Source organism: Microbacterium sp. oral taxon 186 str. F0373 (assembly GCF_000411455.1).
Lineage (GTDB): Bacteria > Actinomycetota > Actinomycetes > Actinomycetales > Microbacteriaceae > Microbacterium.
Window position 1 is genome coordinate 236,458 of sequence record NZ_KE150458.1, and the last position, 25,801, is coordinate 262,258.

20 protein-coding genes are annotated in these 25,801 nt (G+C 65.1%); 6 read left to right on the plus strand and 14 right to left on the minus strand.

All coding sequences use genetic code 11. The features are described 5' to 3' along the window. Nucleotides 1-106 precede the first annotated feature (106 nt). The gene (locus HMPREF1529_RS11250) at nucleotides 107-1,600 is read left to right on the plus strand and encodes an AlbA family DNA-binding domain-containing protein (RefSeq protein ID WP_016464910.1); all 1,494 of its coding nucleotides are present in this window, start codon (nucleotides 107-109) and stop codon (nucleotides 1,598-1,600) included. Nucleotides 1,601-1,802: 202 nt separating this feature from the next. Beyond that, on the plus strand, nucleotides 1,803-2,000 hold the full coding sequence (locus tag HMPREF1529_RS15965; protein ID WP_198013062.1) for a hypothetical protein: 198 nt from the start codon (nucleotides 1,803-1,805) through the stop codon (nucleotides 1,998-2,000). 29 nt (nucleotides 2,001-2,029) lie between these two features. On the opposite strand, the gene HMPREF1529_RS11255 is transcribed toward HMPREF1529_RS15965, so the two are convergent. After that, nucleotides 2,030-2,773, minus strand: coding sequence for a hypothetical protein (locus HMPREF1529_RS11255; RefSeq protein ID WP_036283386.1), 744 nt, complete (start codon nucleotides 2,771-2,773; stop codon nucleotides 2,030-2,032). Between the two features lie 359 nt (nucleotides 2,774-3,132). Between HMPREF1529_RS11255 and HMPREF1529_RS11260 the strand changes: the two genes are divergently transcribed. Then, nucleotides 3,133-3,771, plus strand: a complete 639-nt coding sequence (locus HMPREF1529_RS11260; RefSeq protein ID WP_016464913.1) for a hypothetical protein — start codon at nucleotides 3,133-3,135, stop codon at nucleotides 3,769-3,771. A 62-nt stretch (nucleotides 3,772-3,833) separates the two neighbouring features. Here HMPREF1529_RS11260 and HMPREF1529_RS11265 read toward each other — a convergent pair whose 3' ends face one another. The 13 genes from HMPREF1529_RS11265 to HMPREF1529_RS11325 all read right to left on the minus strand — a co-directional run bounded on the left by HMPREF1529_RS11265 (nucleotide 3,834) and on the right by HMPREF1529_RS11325 (nucleotide 22,614). Then, nucleotides 3,834-6,674, minus strand: coding sequence for a hypothetical protein (locus HMPREF1529_RS11265; RefSeq protein WP_157533928.1), 2,841 nt, complete (start codon nucleotides 6,672-6,674; stop codon nucleotides 3,834-3,836). A 133-nt stretch (nucleotides 6,675-6,807) separates the two neighbouring features. Then, on the minus strand, nucleotides 6,808-8,487 hold the full coding sequence (locus tag HMPREF1529_RS16165; protein ID WP_036283389.1) for a hypothetical protein: 1,680 nt from the start codon (nucleotides 8,485-8,487) through the stop codon (nucleotides 6,808-6,810). A 26-nt stretch (nucleotides 8,488-8,513) separates the two neighbouring features. Beyond that, nucleotides 8,514-12,572, minus strand: a complete 4,059-nt coding sequence (locus HMPREF1529_RS11275; protein WP_016464916.1) for an RCC1 domain-containing protein — start codon at nucleotides 12,570-12,572, stop codon at nucleotides 8,514-8,516. 63 nt (nucleotides 12,573-12,635) lie between these two features. Further along, complete coding sequence (locus tag HMPREF1529_RS15415) at nucleotides 12,636-13,223, minus strand: prepilin peptidase (protein ID WP_232212142.1); 588 nt, start codon at nucleotides 13,221-13,223, stop codon at nucleotides 12,636-12,638. A gap of 104 nt (nucleotides 13,224-13,327) precedes the next feature. Further along, nucleotides 13,328-13,897 (minus strand): hypothetical protein, encoded by a 570-nt coding sequence (locus HMPREF1529_RS11285; protein WP_016464918.1) that lies wholly within the window; start codon nucleotides 13,895-13,897, stop codon nucleotides 13,328-13,330. A 111-nt stretch (nucleotides 13,898-14,008) separates the two neighbouring features. Next, nucleotides 14,009-14,482 (minus strand): hypothetical protein, encoded by a 474-nt coding sequence (locus tag HMPREF1529_RS11290; RefSeq protein WP_016464919.1) that lies wholly within the window; start codon nucleotides 14,480-14,482, stop codon nucleotides 14,009-14,011. Between the two features lie 133 nt (nucleotides 14,483-14,615). Continuing rightward, nucleotides 14,616-15,638 (minus strand): hypothetical protein, encoded by a 1,023-nt coding sequence (locus HMPREF1529_RS11295; protein WP_157533929.1) that lies wholly within the window; start codon nucleotides 15,636-15,638, stop codon nucleotides 14,616-14,618. Nucleotides 15,639-15,719: 81 nt separating this feature from the next. Then, nucleotides 15,720-17,954: a type II secretion system F family protein gene (locus HMPREF1529_RS11300; protein WP_016464921.1), complete on the minus strand. Its 2,235-nt coding sequence runs from the start codon at nucleotides 17,952-17,954 to the stop codon at nucleotides 15,720-15,722. Nucleotides 17,955-18,014: 60 nt separating this feature from the next. Continuing rightward, nucleotides 18,015-19,313 (minus strand): type IV pilus twitching motility protein PilT, encoded by a 1,299-nt coding sequence (locus HMPREF1529_RS11305; protein ID WP_332248136.1) that lies wholly within the window; start codon nucleotides 19,311-19,313, stop codon nucleotides 18,015-18,017. After that, nucleotides 19,210-20,505, minus strand: coding sequence for a GspE/PulE family protein (locus tag HMPREF1529_RS16330; RefSeq protein ID WP_157831608.1), 1,296 nt, complete (start codon nucleotides 20,503-20,505; stop codon nucleotides 19,210-19,212). The genes HMPREF1529_RS11305 and HMPREF1529_RS16330 overlap by 104 nt, the downstream gene beginning before the upstream one ends. Nucleotides 20,506-20,582: 77 nt before the next feature. Continuing rightward, on the minus strand, nucleotides 20,583-20,924 hold the full coding sequence (locus HMPREF1529_RS11315) for a hypothetical protein (protein ID WP_016464924.1): 342 nt from the start codon (nucleotides 20,922-20,924) through the stop codon (nucleotides 20,583-20,585). Continuing rightward, on the minus strand, nucleotides 20,921-21,796 hold the full coding sequence (locus HMPREF1529_RS11320; protein WP_016464925.1) for a ParB N-terminal domain-containing protein: 876 nt from the start codon (nucleotides 21,794-21,796) through the stop codon (nucleotides 20,921-20,923). Before HMPREF1529_RS11320 ends, HMPREF1529_RS11315 begins: the two co-directional genes overlap by 4 nt. Next, on the minus strand, nucleotides 21,793-22,614 hold the full coding sequence (locus tag HMPREF1529_RS11325) for a hypothetical protein (RefSeq protein WP_016464926.1): 822 nt from the start codon (nucleotides 22,612-22,614) through the stop codon (nucleotides 21,793-21,795). The genes HMPREF1529_RS11320 and HMPREF1529_RS11325 overlap by 4 nt, the downstream gene beginning before the upstream one ends. 489 nt (nucleotides 22,615-23,103) lie before the next feature. Between HMPREF1529_RS11325 and HMPREF1529_RS11330 the strand changes: the two genes are divergently transcribed. From HMPREF1529_RS11330 to HMPREF1529_RS16175, 3 genes are all read left to right on the plus strand, one after another. Beyond that, nucleotides 23,104-24,036, plus strand: coding sequence for a J domain-containing protein (locus tag HMPREF1529_RS11330; protein WP_016464927.1), 933 nt, complete (start codon nucleotides 23,104-23,106; stop codon nucleotides 24,034-24,036). A 704-nt stretch (nucleotides 24,037-24,740) separates the two neighbouring features. Next, nucleotides 24,741-25,019, plus strand: a complete 279-nt coding sequence (locus tag HMPREF1529_RS16170) for a hypothetical protein (protein WP_198013063.1) — start codon at nucleotides 24,741-24,743, stop codon at nucleotides 25,017-25,019. A 77-nt stretch (nucleotides 25,020-25,096) separates the two neighbouring features. Next, nucleotides 25,097-25,750 (plus strand): copper resistance CopC family protein, encoded by a 654-nt coding sequence (locus tag HMPREF1529_RS16175; protein ID WP_036283402.1) that lies wholly within the window; start codon nucleotides 25,097-25,099, stop codon nucleotides 25,748-25,750. Nucleotides 25,751-25,801: the final 51 nt, after the last annotated feature.

Here is a 25,801-nt window from a genome sequence, read left to right on the forward strand (position 1 = left end):
CTTGCAGGCTATTCACGTTCGGGATCACTTCATTGCCACAAGGGTGGGACTTGTCGACCGTTGGTAATCCGAACTGGCGTTCCGCGGACCCCAGTACACTCCGATCATGTCGCTCAGCGTCGATCTGGATAGTCTGAAGGGCCTCCTCGCGCGCAAAGCCGAGACCGACGACCTCGAGTTCAAGTCGCAGTGGGATCCCGATCAGAAAGCCGATCTGATCGAGCTCTGCAAGGACATCGCAGCGATGGAATCACTTCCCGATGGTGGCTACATCATCGTCGGCGTCGACGATCATGGTGAGCCCAGTGGAAGGTTCACTGCTGAGCATGGTCGCAGTTTCGATGAGCAGAAGATTCGGTCCAAAGTCGCTTCCGTCCTCGCGGAGCCGCTCGACATCAGGGTGGCGTTGCACCACATCGATGACCACAGCTACCTCCTGATCGGAGTCGGTCCGAACCGCGACGGCATGCGAGTCATGACGAAAGACGGCGAGTACGAGGCAGAGAAGAAACCCGTACGGGTCTGGGGTGCAGGAGACGTGTTCGTGCGTCGAGGAACGTCCAGCATGCGTTGGAACCAGCACGAAGCTCGTGGCCTCATCGAGAGGATGGTCGCCATCCGGAAGGAAGAGTGGCGGGCGGACGTCCTTGCGACGATCCGAGCAGCGACGCCAGCGTTTGAGCCGGGTGGGTTCGTGAACATCAACGTGGAGATGCCGGCGCATTCCTTCGGTGCGGCCGTCGCTGAGACGATTCGCCGCGGCGACCGGGTCGGCCTCGACATGCTCCTCCGAAAGACGATCAGCAGGGCGGTCAGAGTCGTCAACGAGATCGAGGCCAAGGATGCGAGGGCGGTCGCCTCGGAGCTCAGCGAACAGCTCGACCGTCTCAACGTGATCGCTGCTTTGTCGGCTCGCTACGAGTTCGAGTCGGCTTTCGCTGACTCAATGCAGGGATACCGAGAGATCTACGACGCAGCAGACGAGGATTTCGCCAGCACTCCGCGACGATTCGCGCTTGGACACAAGGAGATCTTGGTCCACCTGTACGCCCTTGGTGCTGTACTCGTGCAGGACAGGAAATGGGCGGAGATCGCGACCGTCGCCCGTCTCACCCCGATCAGCACACACAACGGGTACTGGAAGCTGCTGCTCCGCAAGGCCGAAGTGATGGTAGCCCGCGCAGGGGTCCTGGAGGACGAAGGGCGCGCTCGCACAGGTGTCATCGAGGCCGCCAAACCAGCGGCGGCGCGTCTGTTTGAGTTGCTGGGAAGCGGGATGCCGGTGGAGCTCACGAATCTGCTGGTTGAGTTCGACATCTACCGAGGCATCGCCGCCGCGAATACAGATCCCACGGAGAAGATCGGCGCCTACACGAACTTCGCCCTCTACAACTCTGCTCGCGGCGAGCCGGCTTTCCTCACCGTGCTCGACGATTCGGCCGCACGCGCCGCCCTATTCAACGGGACAGACGCCGAGCTGGCATCTGTCTACCGGACGATGGACGCTACGGCCCAACGCGAAGCATTTCTCTTCAACGGGTGGGACGGATTCGAGAACGCACACCTCAGGCAGTTCGCGCCAGAGGACGACCCCTCTTAGCAGCTGCTCCGGCGCCAGCATCATCGCCCTCGACTCGGCGACTGCACCCCCTCGGAGCGCCTTCTGCTCCACATCACATCGTGAGGCGCCCGCGAAGCAGAAGGCTCAACAGCGTGCCGATGCCGCAGGGGTGGATCGTATGAGGCATCTCAGAACGGAAGCTTTCGGCTCATTCCCGCTAGCGGCTGCACTCTCGCTCTTCGTGTTGATCCCGTGCGCGGCCGCACTCCAGATGGCCGGGGCGATCACGACCGCCGGCTCTGCCGTCGCGGCAGGCGCGGTCGGTGTCGGCGGTGTGTACGCCGTGATGAACCTCCTCGCGTGGGGAGCGGCATTCGTCGCCGAACGATCGATCATGGCCCTTGGCTCCGTTGCCAGTTCGCACGCGGAGGACATCTAGGGCTTGCGGCCTGTGGCCGACACGCGGAGCTAAAGGACTTCGGGTACTGGCGCCGACGCGGGGTTACCCTCGCGGATGAACTCCAGAAGACGACGGCCACGGCGAGTTGTCTGCCCGGCGAACTGACCTCGGTCGGACCGCTGAGTTTCGAGCACGAAAGTGCCGAGGATAGTGTCACGCTGTAGGTCTTCGATCGCATCGCGGACCGCCGGGGTTCGGATCACGTCGGTGTCTAGTGCATCGCGAAGGGGCTCATCCATGCGGCCCCCACGGATACCAGGAAGGGCCGCATAGCTCTTTCCGTTCGCGTTGAGCCACGCCGCGGGGTCGCAATAGAAGGAGATGAGCCACACTCGGAGATCGTCGTACTGCTCGACGAGGCGGGTGTAGGCATCGATCTCTGAGGTCTTGAAGTTCGATGGGACTACGGACCTAGCGACAGCCTCGGCGAGACGACGTCGCTTCCCAGCGCTAGCCGTTTCGGAGGCGGCTCGCGAAGCGCGCTGATAGGCGGCAATGAACTCGTCGGAGTCGAGTACGTCCTCGATGCTGATTGCGTCGTCGAGGCGCTCGACCGACTCGGTAACCGCCCGTGCGATGAGAGCGTTGAAATCGTGCTGACGAGCCGCATGCCGCGACTCGAGGGCGTGCGAGAGCGTGTCGGCAGCGATACTGCCGACGAGGGGGATGAGGCTTAGGACTCCGCGGGCGGCGAACGCGAGCGCGTCCTCTGCAGGCTCGTGAGGAGGAACGGCGCCCTCGAGATCGGTCATGCGTCCCATCATGACGGGTACGGCCGACCCGGTTCGCAACGCGCCGCTCATCGAGCTTCGAGGACGACTCCTCGGACGCGCCTCGGGACACTCCCTCCACCGCGCGACGGTGGTTGATGCGACGAACGGACCATCGGAGTCCGTGATGCCGCAGGGGTGGAAGGTGCCCCTGTAGGTTTGCAATCGAGACGTTCAGCAGCGGTAGCGCAGCCCGAAGGCCAAGAGAGCTAGCCGTCCGATCGCACCGGAGAGCGTAGTGAGAACGAATGTGGTGAATACCGTGCATGTGATGAGCAGCGGAGCAAATGGCTCCCTCTAGCGAACGGAGATCACCCCAGGAACCACGGAGACCCAGAACCATGAACGCCACGCTCAAGACCATCGCCCTCGCGGCATTCGTCGCCGGTGCCATCACGCTCAGCGGCTGCACCAGCCCCGAGCCGACCGCAACCGCCCCATCACCCACGCCGTCCGCCACGAGCGCAGCTCAGCAGCCGACGGCCACTCCCACGCCGTCGATCGACCTACCTGCGGGAGTCGGAAATGGTGACCCCATCGACGCATCCGCCGCAGAGCAGCTCAACGCCGCGGCCCGCGCTGGCGGCCAGGACCGCGCCTATCAGCTTCCCGACGGACAGTGGGTGTACCTCGCCGCCGGCCAGCCGCTCCCGCAGCCTGTCCTGGACGCCGCTGCCACAGCGGCAGCATCACAGGCCGACGGCATCAACAGCTCCGACTCCGAGGTGCAGGGCGAGGCAATCAACCGGATGCTCGCCGAAGTGAAGCGGCAGAGCTCCGCGACCGGCAAGGGGTTCGTGATCGTCACGCGGATGATGTCCTACGTGGATGGATCCGGCACATCCGAGCCTCGTTGGGCTGTCAACAAGGGTTCCGGCGGGCCGTTCTCGACTCGTGATGAGGCGATCGCCTATGCGCAGACCCAACTCGGAGGTACTCCCGAGTCCACCTCGATCCTGGTCATCGACACCATCGGCTGATCGTCCGTCGGACAACACGAACGCCCGGCCAAGACAAATTGGTCGGGCGTTCGTGTTGTCGTTCAGCTCACGCACCCCGGAGCCTGCGACGGGGAGATGCTCGCAGTGCCACTCGACCCGGCGGAGTTGTACGCCGTGACGCTGGCGATAACGCTCAGTGTGCCGCTCACCTGCCCGCCTGCGTACAGGCTCATCGACGTACCTCCGGTCGTGCCGAAGTCCTTGCTGGATCGACCACCCAAGGAGTTCCGCCAGCTCGCGTACACGCCGTAGTAGCTGGCGTACGCCGAGGGGGACCAGGAGATGCCGGCGCTGGACCAGCCGCTGTTGTCGCAGAATCGGACGACCCCGCCGCTGACCGAGAGTCCACCTGGTGTGGAGGGGGCCGGCCATGGGCGCGCGCCGGACCATCCGGTCATCGCTTGGACTTGCGAACCCTGCGTGAAGTCGCTCACGCAACGCATGGTGACGTAGCCGCGGAGGGATTCGCCGTAGGGGGTGTTCCCGGATCGGGTGCCGTAGCCGCCCACGGACCCGGCGCCCATCCAGTCAGACCAGCTGGACCACCCGCTCGCGGAGTTCTGGGTCTGGTACGCCCACTGGTAGCTCGTACCAGCGGGGCATCCGCGCGGGTTGTAGTGATAGAGCGTCGCCCAGCCAGTCGAGACGTCCGACCAAGGCGTCGACGTGATCGGACGTACCGTGCCGGCAATGTAGGGGCCGTTCTGCGGACCGATCGCGAAACCGCTGATGCAACGAACATGGAAGGCAGCTTGGAAGCGCGCTCCTTCGTTCATCCAGCGTCCGGCATCCCAGGTGAAGTTGCCTCCGTTGGGCAAGCCAATCGACCAGGAACCGGCGCTCCAGCCCTCGTAGTCGACTGCAGACTGGCCGTAGCCCTGCAGACTCGTGCCCGCGGGGCACGTTGTGCCAACGGTCCCGTTCCCGAAACCCCAGGCGGGGTTGGTCGTCGCCCACCATGCGGAGAGAGACGGCTGTGTGGTGATCGGCTTCACACGCGCGGCCGAGTCGAACACTCGATTCTCAGGGCCCTGGGTGTAGCTGCTGACGCAGCGCGCTCCCGCTCCGGCCGTGAACTGAGACCCCTGGAAGATCTCCAGGACGACCCAGTCGACGTTTCCTGTCAGGGTGGTCCACTGTCCGTCGGAGGTGGGCTGGTTGGTCTGAGTGTTGATCGAGTGAGACCGCACGGACAGCCAGGCCGGGCACGTTCCGATGGTTGCGGTGACCCGCGCCTGCTGGTTGGAGTCGATGCTTGAGACGACGTTCGTCACCGTCGGCTGGGACTTGATCGGGTTGATCACCCATGCCGAGTCTCGGGACGCGGTGGGTGACGCCGAGTAGTACGGAGAGACGCACTTCGCGACAATCCGGCCCTGGTAGCGCTCACCCTCTCGAATGAGCAGCGAGGACAGGTAGGAGGGCCGCTCGGTCACCTTCAGCGAAGGGTTCGGAGTAGCCATCGCGGGGTCCTCGTTGCGACGGTCTACCCAACCCGCAGCGTACGTCGTGTCCGCAGGACAGCTGGACAGGGAAGCCTGCAGCGTGCCGTACAGGTTCCACTCTGGTCCCTCGAGCGTCGCTACGATCGACTCGATCTTCGGCGCGGTGACGATCTGCTGGACGGACTGCTTCTCAGCGGACGACTTCGACCACTCGCTCACTGCATACGGTGTACGGCACCGAGCCTGCGCCGCTGCAGTGATGCGGGCCCCCTCGGGGACACTGATTGTCTGCGATGCGCCCTCAGCCCAAGACGTCCACGTTCCAGCATTCAGGTAGTAGCGCGTGCGCGATTCCGCGGTTGTGCCCGGGGCGCAAGTCGCTGGCACCGAACTGATCGTCGCCTTCTTGTTCGCCGCGTCGTGAGCGATGTTTACGGTCGGCGGCGCCGGCGCAGCGATCGGCCGAACCCACGTCATCGTCACGACCTCGGATTCGGCGGTCCTCCCGCTCAGCACCACCCGGTACTTGGCTTGCACCTGCCACTTCGCACCTTGGAGAACGGTGGCATCGAAGTAGTTCAGCGTCGTCCAAGCCTGCCAGGTGCCCCACTGAGATTCGGTGGGCAAGCTCGTCGCCGTGGCTCCGACGTTCTGAGCCTGTCGCCAAGACCACTGAATCTCGGTTCGAGGGTCATCCAGCACAGTGAGTGCCGACAGGGTGGCTCGGAAGACATCACCGGAACGGAAGGAGCGCTCGATGACAGGAGGCCCAAGCTGACCAAGGTCAGTATCCACAACGCCAGGACGCGGTTGTTTGAGGGGCGTCTTCGCGGAGTACTTGACGGTCGTGGAACCGAACACCTGATTCATCTCGGCGTTCACATCAACGATGCTGGGTTGACTGAATGCCCACTCGTTCGCGAATAGGCCTTCCGGGCGCGCGTTCGATGAGGCTGTGACTCCACCCTCAGCGCCGCCGGCGTAGTGAAGATCACGGCCGGAAGCGTTCGTGTAGGTGAAGTGCGAGTCTGGTGCGAAACCGGTGAGCTCCCATCGTCGCTCACCGGTGACCCTCGAGTCGCAGGAGTCGCTCTCGTGTGTCTGCTGCACGTTGACGAGTGCCCGGGTGTCTCCCTTGTCTACGAACGACCACGAGTTCGTCGTGCAGAACGCTGGCATTCCGGGAGTCGGCATGTAGTACGCGAGCCGCTTGGACGGCTGATCCTTGGACGTGAAGCTGTACTCGTCAGTGACATCGACGGCTGTGGCGCTGGACAGCTGCAACTGCATCCGCTCGACCATCTGCGTCATGGAGGCGTCGCGTGTGAACATCGTCGTGAGATCGCCGCCGAGGCGGACGGCCGAGAGGATACCCAGAGCGAGTGCGCCGATGACGATGGGCCCGATGACCAGAGCTGCGAGTTGAAGGAATGTCATCCCACCCTCGTCGCGGCGGATGCCGGCGAACGCGCGTGCAGCCTTGCGAAGCCTGTGCATTATTCTCCCCGCAGTTGTCGGTGGGCCATTCGGGAACCACCCCTGCGGCAACTGCTGCGACAGGCCGTCGCCCCTATCGCTTCACCAGCTTGATCTCGATTGCTTCGATCGCTCGTCCCTGACCGGTGGTCCCCGCCGTGGCTCCGTCGGCGACCCAGGCAGTCCATCCGACGCCGCTGACGTAGACGCGGTAGGTGACCGAGTAGGCGCTTGCCCACCCGCCGGTTGTGGTCAAGGAGATTGCCTCCATCTGGAGGCCCTTCCGATCCGGGAATCCCCACGTGTTGGTGAGAGATGTTGCGTTGGCCGGAGAAGTCAGCTGTGCGCTCGCTCGCCATCCAAGGTTCGCCCAGTGCCCGTACCAGCTGATTCCGCCAGCGGTGGCTCCGGACTTGAACGCGACATTCCAGTCTTCGATCGGGACACCAGAGCCTGGGACACCGGACGTTTCACCCTGAGTCTTCAACGCTCCGTAGTTGTCTCCGATTCGGAGCACCCGGTATTGCAAGGAGGCGTCGATGCTGGGTGCGACGGGCGTCGGTGTTGGCGTAGGAGTCGGGCTTGGTCCGTACGTCGCGATGGGAGTCGGAGTAGGGACGGACGGATCGCCGCTGCCTGCGTTGGGTGCGACATATCGCAGCGTCACGACTGTCGACTCGATCCAACCGGACTCGCTCGTTGCGGATGCCACGCGAACGCGGCCCTGAGCGTCCACGGTCTGCCCCGATCGAAGCGCGATCTGGGCGGCGCTGTTGGCGCTCCATGTCGTCCATGTGCCGCCGTCGACCCTCAGACGCACCTGCTCGGTGATGGAGAATCCCGCGGTGGGCGTCACAGATGAGATTGCGCGAGCACTCGCGTTGCCGGCGCCGTCGATGTCGATGTAGACCGCTGGGGCGGCGGGAATCTCCGTTGAACGCATGATCTGCGCAGTGAGGACGACCCACTCTGAAGTTCGGGATGCCGTCGAGCAACGGGCGCGTCCCTCGGCGGTCATCTGCTGGCCCGGGGCGATCGAGCCCATCTTCGTCTTCAGCCCATCGCGCGGTGACCAGACGTCCGTTCCCATGCGGGTCCGAGACTGGAACTCGACCGAGGTACCTGACGAGCACACCGGTGTCGTGAACGTGAAGGTCGCTTTGTCGGAAACGAGAGACTTCGTGACCGCGAACCCCGTTGGCTTCGCCGGGATCCCGGTGCCGGTCGTCGCATCGAGGAGGGACATCTGACCGATTGTCCACAACGCCACATACTGGTCTGCGTTCGGGGTGCCGTCCCTTCCGGCCGCGAAGTCCCATACTGCGCGGTTTCCGTCAAGATCGGCGAGACTTGTCGCCTGCGCGAGCTTCAAGCTTGCAGTGCCGGCGCGTGTCCACGACATCCGACCGCTGGCCTGCACATTCACGTCGACGAAGACGGTTTCACCGTCGAACCGTGCCGCCGACACTTTCGTGGTCACCGATGTGCCACCGTGAGCGGACGTGTTGAAGGTTCGGCCGCCAATGCCTGCCACGACTGTGGAGGTATCCGGGTTCGCATTGACCTCAGCGAGAATCGAGCCGATGGCGGACCGCATGCTGGCTTCCGCGGCCTGCGATGCTCGCTGATTCATGTTCGACATGCTTGATGTGATCGCGATGCCGGTGAGAATGCCGAGGATCGAGACGGCGATCACTGCGTAGCCGAGAACGATGAGGACTCCGCCTCGTTCGTCGTTGCGGAGCGCGTTGAGGCGTCGTCGAAGCTTGATCATGGCTCCCACCCCTGCGGCAATCACACTCATGGCTTTGCCCCGGTCGCGTACACGAGCGGCGCGAGGACAACCTTGACGTCGGCAGCTCGAAGCGGTGCGCCGTCCAGAACTGCGGACATGACCGGAGCTGTGCACCCCGCCACTGCATCCGGCAAGGTGACGTTCGCGAAGTCGAAGTCTCCGGATGACGGTACGGCTGGTGTCATGTACCGGTTGCCGTCCTCGCAGTCGAAGACGATGCTCAACAGGGGCATGTTCGCGTCGACGTTGACCTGGAAGGTCCTCGGGGCGGATGCACTGATGCGTGCGATGGGCCATGTCGTTGTGATTCGAGTGGCCGACATCTGCGGGCTGAAGACCGTTCGGTTGCTGTCTCCGATGGTGGTGACCATCGCTGACGGCGCCGCGGAGTCACGCCCCAGCTCGCCGGAGGTGTTCATGCCCCACGTCCAGACCGAACCGTTGACGTCGAGAGCAGCCACATGCCGGGTGGAGGTGGCGACGTTGGTGAAGACCACCGCTGTCGGTGCGCTCGAGTCCACGCCGTAGGTCTTCAACGCGCTTGCGCCCGTCACTAGTGCGAAGGCGCCGCCCGACCCGCTGATGCTCTTGCTCTGTCCCGGCGACGCAGGCAGCGAAGGCCAAGGCGCCGGACCCCAGGTCGTCATGCCCGACGTTGACTGAAGAGCTGTGAAGCTCGTCCCCGCGACTGCGGCGATGATCCCTTGCACGGCGGAACGGAACGGTGTGATCCGACTCGTCGACGCAGTGGGTGTACCGAGCTGCTTGCTCTCGTTGGCACCCCAAGAGAAGGCGGTTGCGCCGTCGCGGCTCACCGCGACTCCATGCGCGGCGCCCGCTGCGACGATGCTGTACGAGCCCACGATGCTCATTCGCTGCGGCAGTCGAGTGTCGAAGGTGCGCCCGTTGCCGGCGTTGATGCCCGATCCCCACGCCCAGACGGCTCCGTCCGAGGTCGTCGCGAGGACCGTCCTCAGTCCTACGGAGACGCTCGTGAACCGCGCCGCGGAGCTCACCAATGCCGCCGTCAGGGAGTTGGTGTTCGTGCCGAGACCGTTCATGCCGTCCAGGCCGGCGCCCCACATCCAAAGGTGGCCGTTGCTGTCGATCGCCGCGGTGTTCGAGCCACCAGCCGCGATTGAGGCGAAGCGGACCGGGCCACTCTTCGCATACGCGGGTGAGTTGGCGGTGATGGTGGTTGCCCACGGGCTCGCCGTGGTGAAGTCGGCCGCGTCAGTGGTGGATCCTCGGCCAAGTTGCCCTTCGGCGCCGGAGCCAGTAACCCAGACAGCGCCGGTCGAGGAGACCGCGATCGTGTTCGTCGTCCCAGCGGCTACAGCGACGACCGTCCTGCCAGAGAGAACCTTCGTGGGCGTCGCGGAAGCGGCCGAGCCGGCGCGGCCGCCGCTGACGTCGCCCCATGCCCAGACATCGCCGATGTTGTCCAGCGCCACTGTGTGGCTTGCGGTGGCGTCGATGGCGATGAAGGTTGCCGCCGTCAGACCCGGCATCTCCGTGGGGGTGAGGGCAGGGCGTCCCAGCCCGTTCGTCGTCGGGTTCGCGCCCCAGCTGTACAGCTTGCCGGTTGCGGTCAGGAGGGTCGATGAGTCGGCGCCGCCGTCAACCGCGACCACTGGTGTGCTCGAAGGCCATCCGATCGCAACGGGGACTGTCCTGGGGGCGCTCTGATCACCGATGCCCAGCTGGCCGCCGGCGTTCTTGCCCCACGTGAAGATGGCTTGTGTTTCGCGAACCGGATCGACAGCTACGGCGAGGGCGTGCTCCGCGCCTGCCCCGATCTGCACCACGCTCTGGGTCGCGAGGACATTTCCTGCGACGTCCCGATCAATCGTGGACCCGTCGCCCAACTGTCCAGAGTTGTTCCGTCCCCAGGTCCAGACAGTTCCGTCCGCGGCCAGCGCCATGGAGAAGTCGTCGCCCGCTGCTACATCGACAAATCCGACCCCCGTGGGCAGCCCCTGAACCTCAACAGGAGCGGCGGAGCTTGTCCGTGTGCCGTTTCCGAGCTGACCGAAGTCGTTTGCTCCCCATGCCACGACGCGCCCAGTGTCGCGCGTGATAGCTACGACGTGACGGCCGCCCGCGGCGACGCTCGAGTAGGACCCCGCTACCGCCTTCGGGGAGGTCGTGGAGGAGGTGACGCCAAGTTGCCCACTGGAGCTGACGCCGGATCCGACGGTTGTGCCGAGCCGTCCGCCGACAATCACGAAGCCGTTGCCGGCTGTCACCGAGCTCGCCTTCTCGGAGTAGCTCGCCGACGCCTTCACGACCTTGCCCGTCGCTGGCAAAGCAGTGCTGTTGTTGCCGAGCTGACCGGCGAATGCCGCACCGAAGCTCCAGACCGTGCCGTCGTCGCCGAGTGTCACGGTGTGCGCGCTGCCGACGGCAACCGCCGTGACAGTTGCTCCGCCGTTCGAGCGAATGCGGTTCTGTGTTGCGAAGTCACGCGGCGCCGCTTCCGCATCCCCGGTTCCCCAGAGGCCGGGGGAGCCTTCTCCCCAGAACCACAGTCGATTTGTGGTGTCGATCGCCCATCCGCTGTTTCCTGCAGCGAGGACCTTGTCGAAGCGCGATGCGTCCACGACCAGGCCCGGAAGCGTTCGTCCGCCGATGGACCCATCGCCAAGAACGCGGTTGCTGTTCGCGCCCCAGGAGTACAGCTCTCCACTTCGAGTGACAGCGAGGGTCGTCGCGCCGTTGGACGACACGCTTCGGATGAGGAGATTCGAGGCTGCGCGTACGGGAAGTCCCGCGCCCCTGTTGTCGCCGTTGCCCAACTGACCATTGCCATTCGCGCCCCACCCGTAGAGGCGACCGTAGGCGTCGATGGCGAACGATGTATCCAAAGATGCGGAGACGCTGACCACAGCGGCCCCGAATGATGTCGGAGGGAGCTTCGTGGGTGCCGTAGCTGTGGTGGTGGAACCGAGTCCGAGAGCGGGGGACTCGCTCTGCCCCCAGCTGTAGACCACACCGCTGTCGTCGACTGCGAGCTGATGCGTCCCGCCGACGGCGACGGACGTAAACCGGGTGGATGCCGCTGATCCGGGCGTTTCTCCGGTGGGGATGATGCGTGTAGGGACGGACGCGTCGACTGTGCCGGCACGCCACTTGCCGGCTGCTGATCCCCAGCAATACAGGCCGCCGTTGGTGTCGATTGCGCACGCGTGAGAAGCTCCTGCCGACACCGACAGCCATTCGGTGCTCGTGTCGGTGATCTTCGGCTTCGTCACAGTCGAAGAGGACCCGTTTCCGAGCCGGCCATTGGAACCCAAACCCCAGGACCAGAGGTGACCGTCCTCGTCGATCGCGTACATCGAGTTTGCGCCGGCCGCGACGCTGCGGAAGGTGGTGGTCAGTCCGGTGAGCGCGGCGGGGGTGTTCACGGGCCCCGTGCCGCCTCGTCCTGCCTCACCGTTGGCGTTCGCACCCCAGGTCCACAGCTTTCCGTCTCGGTCGATTGCGACGGCGTTGCCATCGCCGACGGCGACGTCCTTCCAGTTGAGTTCGGAGGAATCGGCGATGTTCGCGGACCCGTCGAGCATGGAGATGCCCTTCACCTTGGGGAAGGTTTCGGACATCGATAGCGTCGAGGTCTCGGTCGCCGAGACGCAGTTGGTCGCCGCCGCCGAGCAGTCTGCGATGCTGCCCCACTTCCCGCCCGCGTACTTCGGCGCGCTCACGGTCACCGTCGCCGTGCTGGTTGCGGTGTTCAGTGTCAGGCTGCGTTGCGCCTGGACGGCTGTACCTGCGATGTTGACGCTGATATCAGTGGTCGTGGGAAGCGCGGACAAGGCGGTGTAGCCCTTCGCTGCCTCCCGCATCGCAGTGGCACTGATTGTGGATGCGAGCTCCCCGTTGACCTTCTGCTGTTGCATGGACGTCATGGCTGACTGCAGGCCGCCGCCGAACGCCATGCTGATGATGGCGAAGACGACAACGGCGCCGAGCAGAAGGAGCGGCTGGGAGGCTCCGCGATCGTCGCTGGCGAGACCGCGGAGCCTCGAAAGGAACCGCGAGCGGTGAGTATGTGACGAGATCATCCCAGTCCGATCCGAGCAAGAGACTTATCCGCTGCCCACCCCTGCGGCAACCAGGTGTCGGCGTCAGGCGTAGACGGCGAGAGCAGCCACGCCGGCGAGGAACAGCCCTGGCGCGAGCGGTACCGGCTCGTTCACCCGCATCCGTCCGAGCTGATGCAAGGCCATGGTGATGCCGAAGCTGGCGAGGAGAACCGAGGACGCCACGAATGCCGCAGTAGGCAGCTGCGCGCAGGGCGTTGTTGCGGCGAGCACCAGGCTGGGGAGCGCTTTGACATCACCGGCGCCCGTGCCGCCGAACGAATACGCGGCAAGCATGATCAGGCCTGTTGCGAAGGCACAGATGAGAGCGGGAAGCGGAGCTCCGCCGGCGGCCCAACCGGACAGGGCGCCAGCTGCGAGCCCGATGCTGACCGCGTTGGGGATCCGCATCGTTCGCAGGTCTATGACGGCGGCGGCACCGAGAAGGGCAACTGTCGCGGCCAAGGCCGGCGGGGCGGTGTGCCCGCCGACGACTAGGCCAAGAAGGGCCAGGAACCCGGCGGCCGCGGCCGCTCCGATACGGGATCGAAGTGCGCGCGAGCCGTCGAAGTGAAACGCGACGCCCGCGCTCATCGCAGAGACGAGGACGACGGTAGCTGGCCAGCTCAGCATGTCCACGCAGCCCTACTGCTCGCACGATCTCGCATGGTCCCCACCCCTGCGGCACGACAAAGGGGCGGCTCACGCATAAGCGAGCCGCCCCTTTGTCGTGGAGGTCAGTTGGTGACGGTGATCGGTGTCCCCGAGCCGGCCAAGACCGTCGCGAGGGTGTGGGTGGCGGCCGGAGTGCCGGTCGTCCCGACCGAGAAGCCCGAGAGTCCGGTGAGAACACCAGACGCGCTGATCGTCACCGTCCCACCCGAAGGCGAGGTGAAGCTGATCGCGCTCATGAGGTCGCTGCCGACCTGCTTGGCGTTCGAGACATACACCGCGGTGGAGTCGCTCGTGCGGAGGAAGACGCGGCCGGACTTGGACTGCGAGAGCGCCACCCACCGGTTGCCGCTGGAGGAGAGGTACACGACGTTGTTCACGCCCGACGACTCCTGGAACTTGACTCCGGTCTTCACGGCGGGGGAGCCGTACTCTCCGGAGAGAAGGTTCGCCTCGGGGATATAGCGGCCGACCTGCGTGTTCGCGGCCTCCTCAGCGAGGGCGACCTGGGCGAGATCGTTGCGGGCAGCGGAGTCGTTCGCACTGTCGATCCAGCCGGGGACCTGCAGCACACCGATGCCGGCGGTCACGACTCCGACGGCGACGCCGCCAAGGACGAGGAAAGGGTTTGCCATGATGAGTATCTCCTGGTTGATGCTGTCAAGCGAGTTGGCCGCACCGGGATCTGCTCCCTGACTGCGACGACGACGAGGAGGCGGCCTGGGGGTGGCCGCCTCCTCGTTGGATCACGAAAGCGTGATCGTCGGAGCCGTGATGGTGCCGCCGAGGGTGACGCCCGTCGGCAGGCCGCTGAACGCGGAGTTGGCGATCGCCGCGCTGAGCTTCGAGGTGCTCTTGATCACCGTGGTCGAGTCGCTCGTGCGGACGAACACGTTGCCGGACTTCGACACCGTGATCGCTGCCCAGCGGTCGCCGGCGGCGTTCAGGGCGACCGCGGACACGACGCCCGACGACTGCTGGATCTTGACGCCGGTCTTGACGGCGGGGGTGCCGTACTCGCCCGAGATGAGGTTCGCCTGCGGGATGTAGCGACCGACCTGCGTGTTGGCGGCCTCCTCGGACAGCGAGATCTGCGCGAGGTCGTTGGTTGCCGCGGAGTCGTTCGCGCTGTCGATCCAGCCGGGGACCTGCAGCACACCGATGCCGGCCGTCACGACACCGACAGCGACGCCACCGAGGACGAGGAAGGGGTTTGCCATGGGAACTCCTGATGTTGAGGGGTGGGGCGCGACGGGGTGTCTTTGCTCCTACTCGTTAGTGGTCGCTTCGTCCGCTGAGCAGCACTCTGGGGCCATATTTCCCAGATCAGAGGCCTGAACAGGGAGCGGTGGCCTAGAACAGGTCATCCGTGGTGGGCAGCGTGACACCGGTCCGGGATGTCCACAGAGCGTCAGCTCCGATCGAAGCGAACGCTCCTTGGCTGCCCACCGCGGCGTGCCCCGTAGTGGCGAAGATAAGCACTGTCCCCGCCGAGTCCTCGCACAGCGTCGCCGAGTGCACCCCGTTCGCGCTGATCGCGGTCGCGCATCGGAAGGAGCCGTTAAGGGCGCCCAGCTTTGAGGTGATGCCGAGCTCTGATGCCGCAGTCTCGGGGCGGGTGGAGGGGCGGCTCGACTTGGTGGGCGGGTCGATGCGAGCGTCAACGCCGTGAGAACCCCGCGCAAGCGTCAAGACGGCGCCGTCGCTAGCTTTGATGGTGCGAGGCGTGTCATCGGGAGTGAAGTCGACTCTCCACCCCGCAGGGTCTCCGCCAGCCTCTGTGACGGCTTCTTGCCAAGTGTCGCCGGTGCCAGATCGCGGCACGGGCACTATTGATGCGATGCTCGTCGCGTTCTCGGGCGAGGTGGTCAGGGTCAGGATCCGGTCCCCATCGACCGTCTTCGCCCCGTGTTCGGTCGTTCGCAGGATCCTGGCATCCAGCCCAGCAGCGTGCAGCTTGTCGGCCGACCAGCCTGCTGCGTCGATCGCATCGTTGAGGCTTCCGCCTGCGCCTTGGTCCCTGGTCGATGCGGTCACGATGATCACCGCGAACTCGTCGTTGCTGTTCCTGACTGCTCCGAAGTAGCTCTCACCGTCAGAGGACGCCCCCGTCGTGAACCAGAGATTGGGTGGCGGGATGAACGGCAGGGTCCCCTTGGTCTCCAACTCGCTCATCGATGGCGCGAACCTGCCAAACTCGTCGCGGAACCGTTGCTGCGCTTCGCTGATCGGGCCGACGCCGGCGATGGCCGCCGTGTCAGGGAGAGCTTGGGGTGATGCAAACCTGGGGACCACGAGCGCCGCAGCGGAGATGAGTAGCAGAAGTGCGGCTGCGCCGATCGCGATGGCGGTGGAGCGACGGTTCTTGATACTCAAGGCCAGGCGACGCCGGCGACGCCCCGTTGGCGCTGCGTTCGAAGGCGCGACAACGACGACCTCTTCCTGCATCCGCATGCGCTACTGCCCGTAGGAAAGCGTCGAACCGAACATCTCGAGCGGCGGCACCGTAACCATGGTCACCACGACGGTGAAGATGAGGGAGGAGACTCCCGCGACCGTCCCGGACACCCTCGAGACTGCCTGCTGGGTGGCGACTTCGGCTTCCCGCTCGTAAACGGTCTCAAGGTCCAGGAGAGCTTCAGGAACACGACCGGCCTGTTCGCCGATCCCGATGATGTTCTTTGCCATCGAGGGGAAGAGTTCACTGTCGAACGTGCCAGCGAAGGTGCGGCGGCCCGCCATCATGAGCTCAGCTGTGGTCAGCAGATGCTTCTTGATCGCCCGGTTCTTCGTTGCTGCCGCAGCGTCGACGAGCGCTTCCCGCTCCGGCGCACCCACGTTGATGTATGCCCCGAGCACCTTGAGCAGCTGGTACGTCTGCTGGGTCATGTTCGCCTGCCCCATGAGCGGCATGTGGAGCGCGTAGGTGTCCAACCAGGTTCGCCAGCGGTCCCACGTTCTGCCGTACACGGAGTACCAGATGAAGTAGCCGAGCACGAGCGCGAAGGCGGCACCAAGCACCCACACCGTCACATCGCTCATCACCAGGATGGCTGCAGAGACCGGCGGCACCGGCATCTCCAAGCTCTTGTACATCTCGACGAACGACGGCATGACACCGTAAGCCGTCGCGAACAGCGCCGCGAGCGAGAGCAGTCCGACCGCGACAGGTTCCGAGATCTCGCTACGCAGCTTGCGACGTGCGTCGTTGCCTGCATCCATCAGCTTCACTGCCGTGCGCAGTGCGGGCCCTGGGGCGATGGTCTTCTGTCCGACCGCGAGCATGTTGTGCACCTCGGTCGGGAAAACGCGCTCGGGCGCGAACGCCTCCACCAGCGACGCGTTCTGATCGGAGACTCGCAACTGGATGCGACGGAACGCTTCTCCGATCTGCGTGCCTTCGTACTCGCGCGCCATCACACGAATCGAGTCGAGCTCGCCGGGGGAGTTCTCGAGCATCGTCGCGAGGGCACGAACAGCGTTGGTCACGTCGATGGACTTCGGCTTCGACGTGTCATTCTTCGGGCGCTTTGGGCGACGGGGCGGCCTCGTGCCGTTGGCCTTCGCCACCTTCACATCCGACTTCCAGCGTTCGATGGCCTCCTTGTACGCCCGGTCCCGGGACTTCTTCGCCTGCGCCGACGATTCCTTGTCTGCACGCTTCTCGGCCTGCAGCTCTGCTCGCTTCGCCTTCTTCTCGTCTGCGCTCAGCTTGGGCGCCTTCTCCCGTTCCGAGAGAAGGCGCTTGGTGGCCTTGGCAGCTTTCGCCTGGTCGGCGCGAGCGGCCCGCTCCGCGGACTTCAGCGCTCGCTTATCTTCCCGGGAGAGCGCAGCATCGGAGAGAAGGTCAGCGTCGTTCGGGTCGTCCAGACGCTCCGGGTCGTGATCAAGACCGATAGGAGACTGTTTGCGCTCAGCCTTCGCGGCAATGCGCTCTCGCTTTGCCGCTTCACGCTCCGCGCGAGCAGCCTGCTTCGCGAGCAGCTTCTCCTCGCGGCGCTGCTGGCGCGCCGAAGGGGCGGGGGCGTCCATCTCGCGGGTTGAAGAGCGTGTGCGCACGGTGTTGGATCCGCTGACAACGAAGTCCTCGGGTTCACCGACGGTGTCTTCTTCGCCGACGATCCGCTGAGCCGAGCGGATCGAGTCCAGCTCGACAGCAGCCTGAGCGGACGTGGACACAGTAGGGGCGAGGCCATCATCGGAACGCCCGAACACTGTTCGCCACGAAGTGACGAGGGTCTTCCACCACCCCATTCGACCCTGGCGGTTGGAGAATGGGAGGGCAGCGTCGGCCGAGGTATCGGTGCCGAATCGGTCCTCAGCATCGGCTCGCTCCTGCTCGCGTCGGCGGAGGAAGTCATCGACCTCCTCCTTTCGTTGCGCGTCCTTCTTCTCGCGCGCCTCTGCGAGCAGTGCCGCCTCTTGCGCCTCCTGCTGCTGGAAGCGCGCTCGCGCTTCGGCGATCCGCTCGTCGATGCCGACGACGTCCTCCGGCCGCCAGACGAATGAGGTGAGCTGTGCTGCCGGTGCGGGGATCACTCCCTGGAGGTGTTCGGGGATGGGCGTGACGCCGCTCAGCATGTCGCGCACTGCCTGAACGTCGAGGCCCGCCATCCGGGCGATGTCCTCTTCAGTCACCATGGGCCGTGGTGGGTTCGCCGAGACGCTGTCTTCCTGCGTGGTGTGGGACATCCCGTCCGCTCCTCCGTGTTTGGGGGTGTGCATGCCCACCCCTGCGGCATGTTCGACCGATTACTCACCCGATGGGCGAGCCGATGGGTGGATGTGATTGCGAATCAGTCGCTCTTCGACCTCCTTCGGCTGCGACGCCTTCATTACCGCCGTCTCGAAGGAGATGATGCGTGCGACTGCGAGCCGGACAAGGTCTTCGTCGCGCGAGAACGTGCCTTCCCCCTTCGCACCCGACGAGTGGAGCGCGGCTTCGAGCTTCTCTGAGGAGCTGGTCTCGCGAATCTTCGATGCGATCGTGGAGTTGACCACGAGCAGCTCCCTCGCGGGCACGACCTTCCCATCCGTCGTCGGCACGAGCTGCTGGACGACCACAGCGCGCAGCGATCCTGCAAGCCGCTGACGAATCTCGGGCTGCTCGTCGGCGCCGAAACTGCCGACGAACGCGGCAATCGCCGAAGCGACGTCGGACGCGTGGCTGGTAGCAAGGACGAGATGGCCCTCCGCCGCCGAGTTGATGGCAGCTCGCATGACTGTCTTGTCTCGCAGCTCTCCCAGGAGGATGACGCCGGGCTTCGAACGCTTCGCGGTCACGAGACCTTGCTCGAAGGAGTCAACGTCGGTTCCGACTTGACGCTGGGAGATCAGCGAGCGGTGAGAGTGGTGCACGAACTCGACGGGGTCTTCGAGGGTGTAGATGTGACGCTGCTGCGTACTGTTCACCTCGGCGACCAGAGCCGCCTGCATCGTCGACTTTCCCGAGCCGGTCGGACCCTCGAACAGAATCAGGCCGCTCGTGTTCTCCATGACCAACTTGATCAGGGCATCCGGCACAGGGTTCCGGGAGAATCGCGAGCTCGTGAGCGATGGCGGCTCCTGGGAGAGGATACGGACGTTGAGCGCGAAGCCTCCCATCTGCCTTCTGAACGTCATGCGGAGGCGTACTCCAGCGATGTCGATCGCGTTCTCGACCGAGCCCGAGGGACCTTCCCGGAGGTCGCGGTCTCCATCGCCGGAGCGGCCGAAGATCTTCGCCCAGAGCAACAGATGATCCTCGTTACTCAGTTCCACAGTGGTGCGGTGCTCCGCGCCGTTCTCATGGACCCAGAGATTCCCGCCGCCCACGAACTGCACGTCCGAGCAGTCGGGGAACTTCCCCATGGCGGCGATCAGCAGATCCTCGAACTCCTCGTATGCGTCGATGAGGCGGCCCCGGTCATGCCCTCCGAGGGATCGGAAGGGTGCCGGGTACAGCTTCTCAGCCGGGTGCGGATCCGGGGAGGGGGAGGAGTCTTGCTGGGGGATGTCCGGCTGCGATCGTCCGGGCACTTGCGACATCGGGGGCAGCGTCGCCGTTGGCATCGCGTCCGTCACTGCGGGCAGCGGAAGCGGCAGAGGCATTGCGTGTTCGTTCATGGTCTAGCTCCTCAGGGCTGTTATCTGTCGTGATCGGGGAACCTTCGATGTCAGGGCCTCGCTCGGTTGCGGGTTGGAGGCCCAACACCCGGACTGCTTCGCGGTGGTCGGTGACGCCGTCGTCTATGAGTCGCAGCGCGCACTGCCACAACGTCTCCATTCCCTGGCCCTGCGCGACGCTGCGGAGGGCAGATGCGGATGCCCCGTCGACCATCGCCTGCACGATGACGTCGTCGATGACGAGGACTTCGTGGATGGGACGGACGCCCTTGTAGCCGGAGTCATCGCACTCCTGGCATCCGGCGCCGGCGCACGCCTTGTGAAGGACTCGGAGAAGTCTCTGCGAGACGACACCGCGAAGCTGGTTCCCGACCATTCGGGGGCTCGTCTTCGAGAGCTCGAGAAGCTGGTGTACGGCACCGATCGAATCGTTGGCGTGGATGGAGGACACAACCTTCGCGCCAGCGTTTCCGATCTCGAGGGCCGCCTGTGCCTGCTCGCCGTTGCGCACCTCACCGATCATGAGGACTTCAAGGTCAGAACGGCGGAGCCCTCGAAGTACCTCTGGCCAGCCGTTGCGTGCATTCTCGTTGATTTGAATCTGCACAGCGCCCGGCACGACCCGTTCGGCTGGATCCTCGACGGTGAAGACGTTCTTGTCAGTGCCGCCCAGCTCGCCGAGGATCGCGTACATCGTCGTTGTCTTGCCGGCGCCCATGGGCCCAGCCATCAGCAGGAGACCGTTCGGCATTCCGAGCAGGGAATCGAGAAGCCTCCGGTTCAACTCGCTGAACGCGACGTCGTCGATTGTCGGCATCTTCTGGCTTGCGGGAAGCCGCAACGCCAAAGCCTCACCCTCGACCGAGGGGAAGAGCGCGACACGAAGATCGTGCGTGCTGTACCCGGTTTCGTGCACGTACAGACCATCGGCGATCGCTTGAGCCGGCCCCGTCGAGATCGAGGCGTGCGACTTGATCCGATTGACGATCTCATAGGACAAGTCCCCCGACGCGGTCGCAACCTCCTCCATCACTCGATTCAGACGCGCGCGGACTGTGAGCTGCTTCTCGTCACGGTCAAGACGAATCTGAAGGTCGGTGACGCCCATGTTGATGGCACTGTTGAGAAGGTCGTTCACCCACTCAGTGGCATGGCGTGTGTCGCGGATCATCATCCGCATGGACGGTCACCCCCTCTCGGTCGAGATGCTGGTCGTCAGCCGAACAGGAATCCCACGTCCGCGGGACTGTGGGCCGCGCCGAGCTCAATGCCCGATCTGGCAATCGGCTTCTCCGGCACGGAGAAGTCATACTCGGGCAGAGCGGGCGGCACGAACTGCATGAGGGCGCCCATCGTTTGCAACTCATCGAGGAGATCAGCCCGTACTTCGGCGTCGCCTTCGGCGGCCGCAACGAACCGGGGGAGTTCCGCCTCGACGGTTGTTCCGCATGCTTCAGTGATGCGCGAGAGGTGAACCTGTGCAGTGTCGACGCCCTCATCTCGGATGGTCTGCAGGCACAGGTCGAAGAGGTCTTCGAGGGTGATCTGATCGGTCATGACTGTGTGAGCTCCATGGTCAGTGCGCGTCGAATGCTGTCCGCGGTGCGCTCAAGCTGAGTCGCAACCTCGGCGCAGCGTTCACGGAGGTGGGGCGGGAGCGCGCTTCCGGCGATGGCGGCAGAGATCGCCCCCGCGTGGTCGGCGTCTGCGGCATGCGCAAGGTTCTGCATGTGTGCGTAGACGCTCATTGCGAGAGACCGAGAATCGTCTGATGCATCCCCGACGGTGAAGCGGAGGACACTGAGCTCCAGCTCGAGCTCCGCAGCGTCATCGATCGTGTCGAGATACGCCGCCATACGCATTGCGTCCGGATGGGTGAGATGTGCCAGCTCGGGGTACCGTGAGGTCGTTTGCTGGCTGCTCAGCGCGGCAGTGACTCGGTTGAGTACGCCGTTTGCCGACTCGCCGGCGGCGATCTGCGCGACGCCTTCGGCCGCGATGAGGCGCACAGGAAGCGGAAGCGTGGCGTCCTCAGCGACGCTGAACACCTTGTCTACGCGGTCGAGGGTTGCTCGGGATGCGCCCACGAAGGAAGGGGTCGCGAGCCCGTGTCCCTTGCAGCAGCCGCGGATCGCGGCCGCTTGAGTGACGTCCGTAGGGGAGAGGTCGATGCGAATCGCCGGCGCCTCGACGGCTCCGAGCATGCGAATCGCCCGGGCGCGTTCCTTACCATCGACGATTTCACCGTTCGAGTTCACGACGACCGGTCGCAGGAGCCCAACCTGGGTGATCGAGTCAGCGAGCTCACGCGCCCGCTGCCCCCCGCCGGACCATTCTGTGCCGATGGGTACGGTCAAGTGGCTCGTGCCGCGGATCGCGAAGACCATTCGTCCGATTCCCCCTTCGGTGGCGATGGGCTGGGTCGTCACGCCACCCCTGCGGCGACCGCACCGTCCTGTTGCAGGAAAACGGGGAGGAGCTTCTGAATGTGCGGCTCCGACATCGGCGATGGATGCCCGTGCCCGATCAGGTGCATGATGCCGGGTGCTCCTTTCGCTGTGCCGAGCACGAGCGCGCTGAGGGCCTTCCAGCGATCTGATCCGAGCGGGGTGGCGGGTGAGGGGGTCCGGCACATCGCCTCAGCGGCAGCCCGGATGCTCGACGACGTGGTCACGTGTCGTGCGATCTCATCGAGGACCAGATCGCGCTGAGCGGGGGTGAGACCCGCCATCACGAGAAGGTGTTTGACGGCAGCGATCGCCTGAAGCTGACCCGTCGATCGTCGCGGCACTTCCGGCCGCTCGTCATTGAACGGGTCAGCGACGAGGTCGCTGGCGCTGAGGCCAGCGAGAGCCTCGGCAGAGTTGAACCGCAACGGCGCCTCCCTGCCGACGACGGCGACCTGCCGCACGGCGCGGGTAGAGGTGAGCCGCGACTGTGCCATGCTCTCGGTGGCCATGTGGTTGCGGATCGCTCCGCCGGTGAACTTCCACAACTCACTGCGCCGCGATGTCAGCTGAGCATCGGTCATTTCCTGCGTCCAGTAGCACCAGGCATAGCTGGCGCCGTCGCTCTCGTCGAGTCCGCACGCGGTCGCAAGCCGCGCGAAGCGGATGCGCGCCTCCGCGAGGACGGATTGACCAAGCTCAGACCGCCAGAGGGTCGGGTCGCCTCGAAGCGCGGAGAGGCGCTCGGCAAGAACCTCATCGGGGAGCGCGTCGACGCGCGCAGAGGAAGGCAGACCCATGCTGTCCACCCCTGCGGCACTTCACACAGGTCTGTGCCCTGGTCGAGCAGATCCTTCAGTGCATCCCCCTATGGGGGATGCACTGGCACTGACGTTCTTGGTCACGCCATGAGCGTCAGCCCGACAGAATCGCGGCTCAGCCCGACACCTCAACGCGCTTGTCGGGCTGAAGGATCCCTTGATACGGCTGGGATCAGAGCCTCCAGCCCGGCAAGCCCGACAATGCCCGACTTGCCGAGGGACCTATACGGGGAGAATCATCAACCCTCACTCATCTATCTATCTCTCTCTCCTAATAGGTATAGATATTGGAATATGTCGGGCTGGAGGCCTTCGGTAACCTCCGATCCCAGCCGGCACAAGGGGTCTCTCCAGCCCAACATGTGTCGGGCTTTGTCGGGCTGGAGGTCGGGCTTTGTCGGGCTGGAGGACCTTCTCCCTTCGCCTCGGCAGCTCGCTCCCGCCACGATCGCCGCAGGGGTGGGTCACATGGGACGCACCCACTACGACGTGCTCGGCATCACCCCGGACGCGACCAATGCTGTAATCCGTGCTGTCTACAAAGCGAAGATCCGTGAGACACACCCCGACAACGGTGGCGACGAAGACGAAGCGGCACTCGTCAACGCCGCCTTCGGAGTGCTGAGCGATGAGCAAGCACGCATCAAGTACGACCGCACGCTAGAGGCCGGAACGGGGACGCACTACACGACTCCCACAACTCCACATCCCGGCTACGTGTCCACGCAGCACCAGTCAGCCGGCGAGCCCGACCATTACCGGCCGACGGGTGCGCCACGACTACCGATCTGGCGTCGCCGCCCGATCGGACGGAACCTCCTCATCATCGCAATCGCGTGGACTCTCATCGCGGCCATCATGGGATTCATCGGCGCGCAGCGCGCACGCGACCTCGACATCGCCCAACCAGGCATTGCCGGATTCCTCCTCGCCGCACTGCCGGCACTTATCCTCTTCCTGGTCATCTCGCGTGCGAAGTGGTGGCTGCTGCTCTGCTCCTGCGTCGGATACGCACTGTTCACCGGATCCCAGTACCTCAGCGGGATCGGCACTGTCATGCTGATCGTTACGATCGCAGCGGGAGCGACCGTACGCGCCTTCATGGCCTCCGGGCGAAAGGCGCTCTCGCAGGAACTCGCCGCCGACTTCTGGGCGGCCGCCGCGAACCCGGACTTGTCCGCATGGTTCATCGCCAGAAGCATGCAGGACCGACAATGCTGTCTCACACAGCTCGTCGACGTGACCGGCTCGGGTCGCCCGGACACCTCCGCAGTCTTGTGGGGCAATCACGTCGCCGGGACGTACATCATCACGGACTTGTCCTCTTCGCCGGCCGCTGTCCTGCTCACAGTCACCGCCGCCCAGATGAAGGCGGCGAGAAAGGCTCGCGGGCGCCGATGATCACTCAGTCGAGTTCGCCGCACTACATGTGACCATGAGCTTCGACCATTCGCTCCGTCCCCGCGGGCAGGCGATCGGTTCCGGCTAGTTACGGACGGCCGCAATCACGTACCTCACGCCCGTCGGCAACGGCGTCTCCCGGCTGCAGCTCAACCCTTGATCCCTATCGCGAACGGAATCGCTATGTCTCTGACCACCGAACCCTCGAGCCTCGCCATGATCCCGGTGCTACCGATCCAGCCAGTCGGCGACGAAGTCCTCGTCTGGTGCAACCTCCTTCTTGCGTCTGCGCAGTGTTGTGAGTGCTCACTTTCGGAGTAGTCGCCCTTCCTCCCGCCCAGGCGCGCGTTGCGGGCCCGTTACGGTGGTGTGGTGCAGTCGAGTCGAGCGGCGAGGGGCCCAAGGGTCATTCGTGGTTCGTTCGCTGCGGGAATCGCGACGTTCGTCGCGACGATGTCGCATGCTGCGGGTGGGGACGGGTTGCCGCCGTGGTTGAACGTGCTGGTCGCGTTGGTGCTCGCGTTGCCAGTGTGCGTGTTCCTGGCGGGGCGGGCGTTGTCTTGGTTCCGCCTTGCTGTGGCGGTCTCGATCAGTCAGTTGCTGTTCCATGCGTTGCTGTCTGTTCCCCTCGGGGTCTCGGGTGCGCCCGCCCCGGCGCATGATCACCACGCGATGGGCTCCTCGATGCTGTCGAGCATCGGGTGGTGGCCGTTTCGATGCCGGATCACGCGGTCGCGGACGGGTCGATGTGGGTCGCGCATGTTGTCGCCGCGTTGATCACCGTGTTGATGCTCGGCCGCGGCGAGCAGGCGGTCCTCGCGGTCGCGCAACTACTGGGGCTCGCTGGCCTGGTTGCGTTGCGGTTGTTCGTCCCGTTGCGCCCGTTCCGGGTGGTGCGGGTGTTCGTGGCGGAGCCGGTCCTGGCGTTGCCTGGCCGGTTGTTCTCGGTTGTGCGGTGGCGGGGGCCTCCGGTCGTCTGCTGACGGTCCGATTTCCCTTCTTGTCATCCCTCGCGTGTGCGGCGGTGGTCGTCGCGCGCGCCAACCGAAAGGTGTTTTGCATGTCTGGACGATCTGTCCATCGTTTCCTTGTGGTCGCTGCGGCGGCCGCGATCTCCGCCGGCCTGGTGGTCGGGTCTGCGTCCGCGGCGTCCGCGCATGAGGCGCTGTCGAACACGAACCCCGAATCGGGGGCGACGGTGACCGGCCTGCCCGAGATCGAGCTGGTGTTCACCGATGTGATCCTCGACGAGCCGACCGCGGCGAAGACGGTCGTGATCGGCCCCGACGACCGGTATTACGAGACCGGGTGCAGCGACGTCGATCAGGCGGTCATGACGACGCTTGTCGAGCTCGGCGCGGCGGGCGAGTATCGGGTGCTGTGGCGGGCGGTGTCCGGTGACGGGCATCCGATTTCCGACGAGTACTCGTTCACGTATCAGCCCGCCGCCGGTGCTGCTGCGGCCGCGGGGCGTGAGACGCCGGCGTGTGGTGATGACGGTCAGCTGGCCGAGGAGTCCCCGGCCGCTCAGGTCACGGTCGCGCCGAGCGATCTTGCTGCCGAGTCTCCGGCCGCGTCGACTGAGGCGGATGCCGCGGTGGTCGCGGAGGAAGGCGCCCCGGTGTGGGTGTGGGTCGTGGTCGCGGTGGGTGTGGTCGCGGTGGCCGCGATCGTCGCGGCTGTGGTGCGCGGGTTGCGCCGCAAGACCCCGTAAGGCGCAGACGGCCGGTCGGAGATCTCCTGTCTCCGGCCGGCCGTTGTCGTT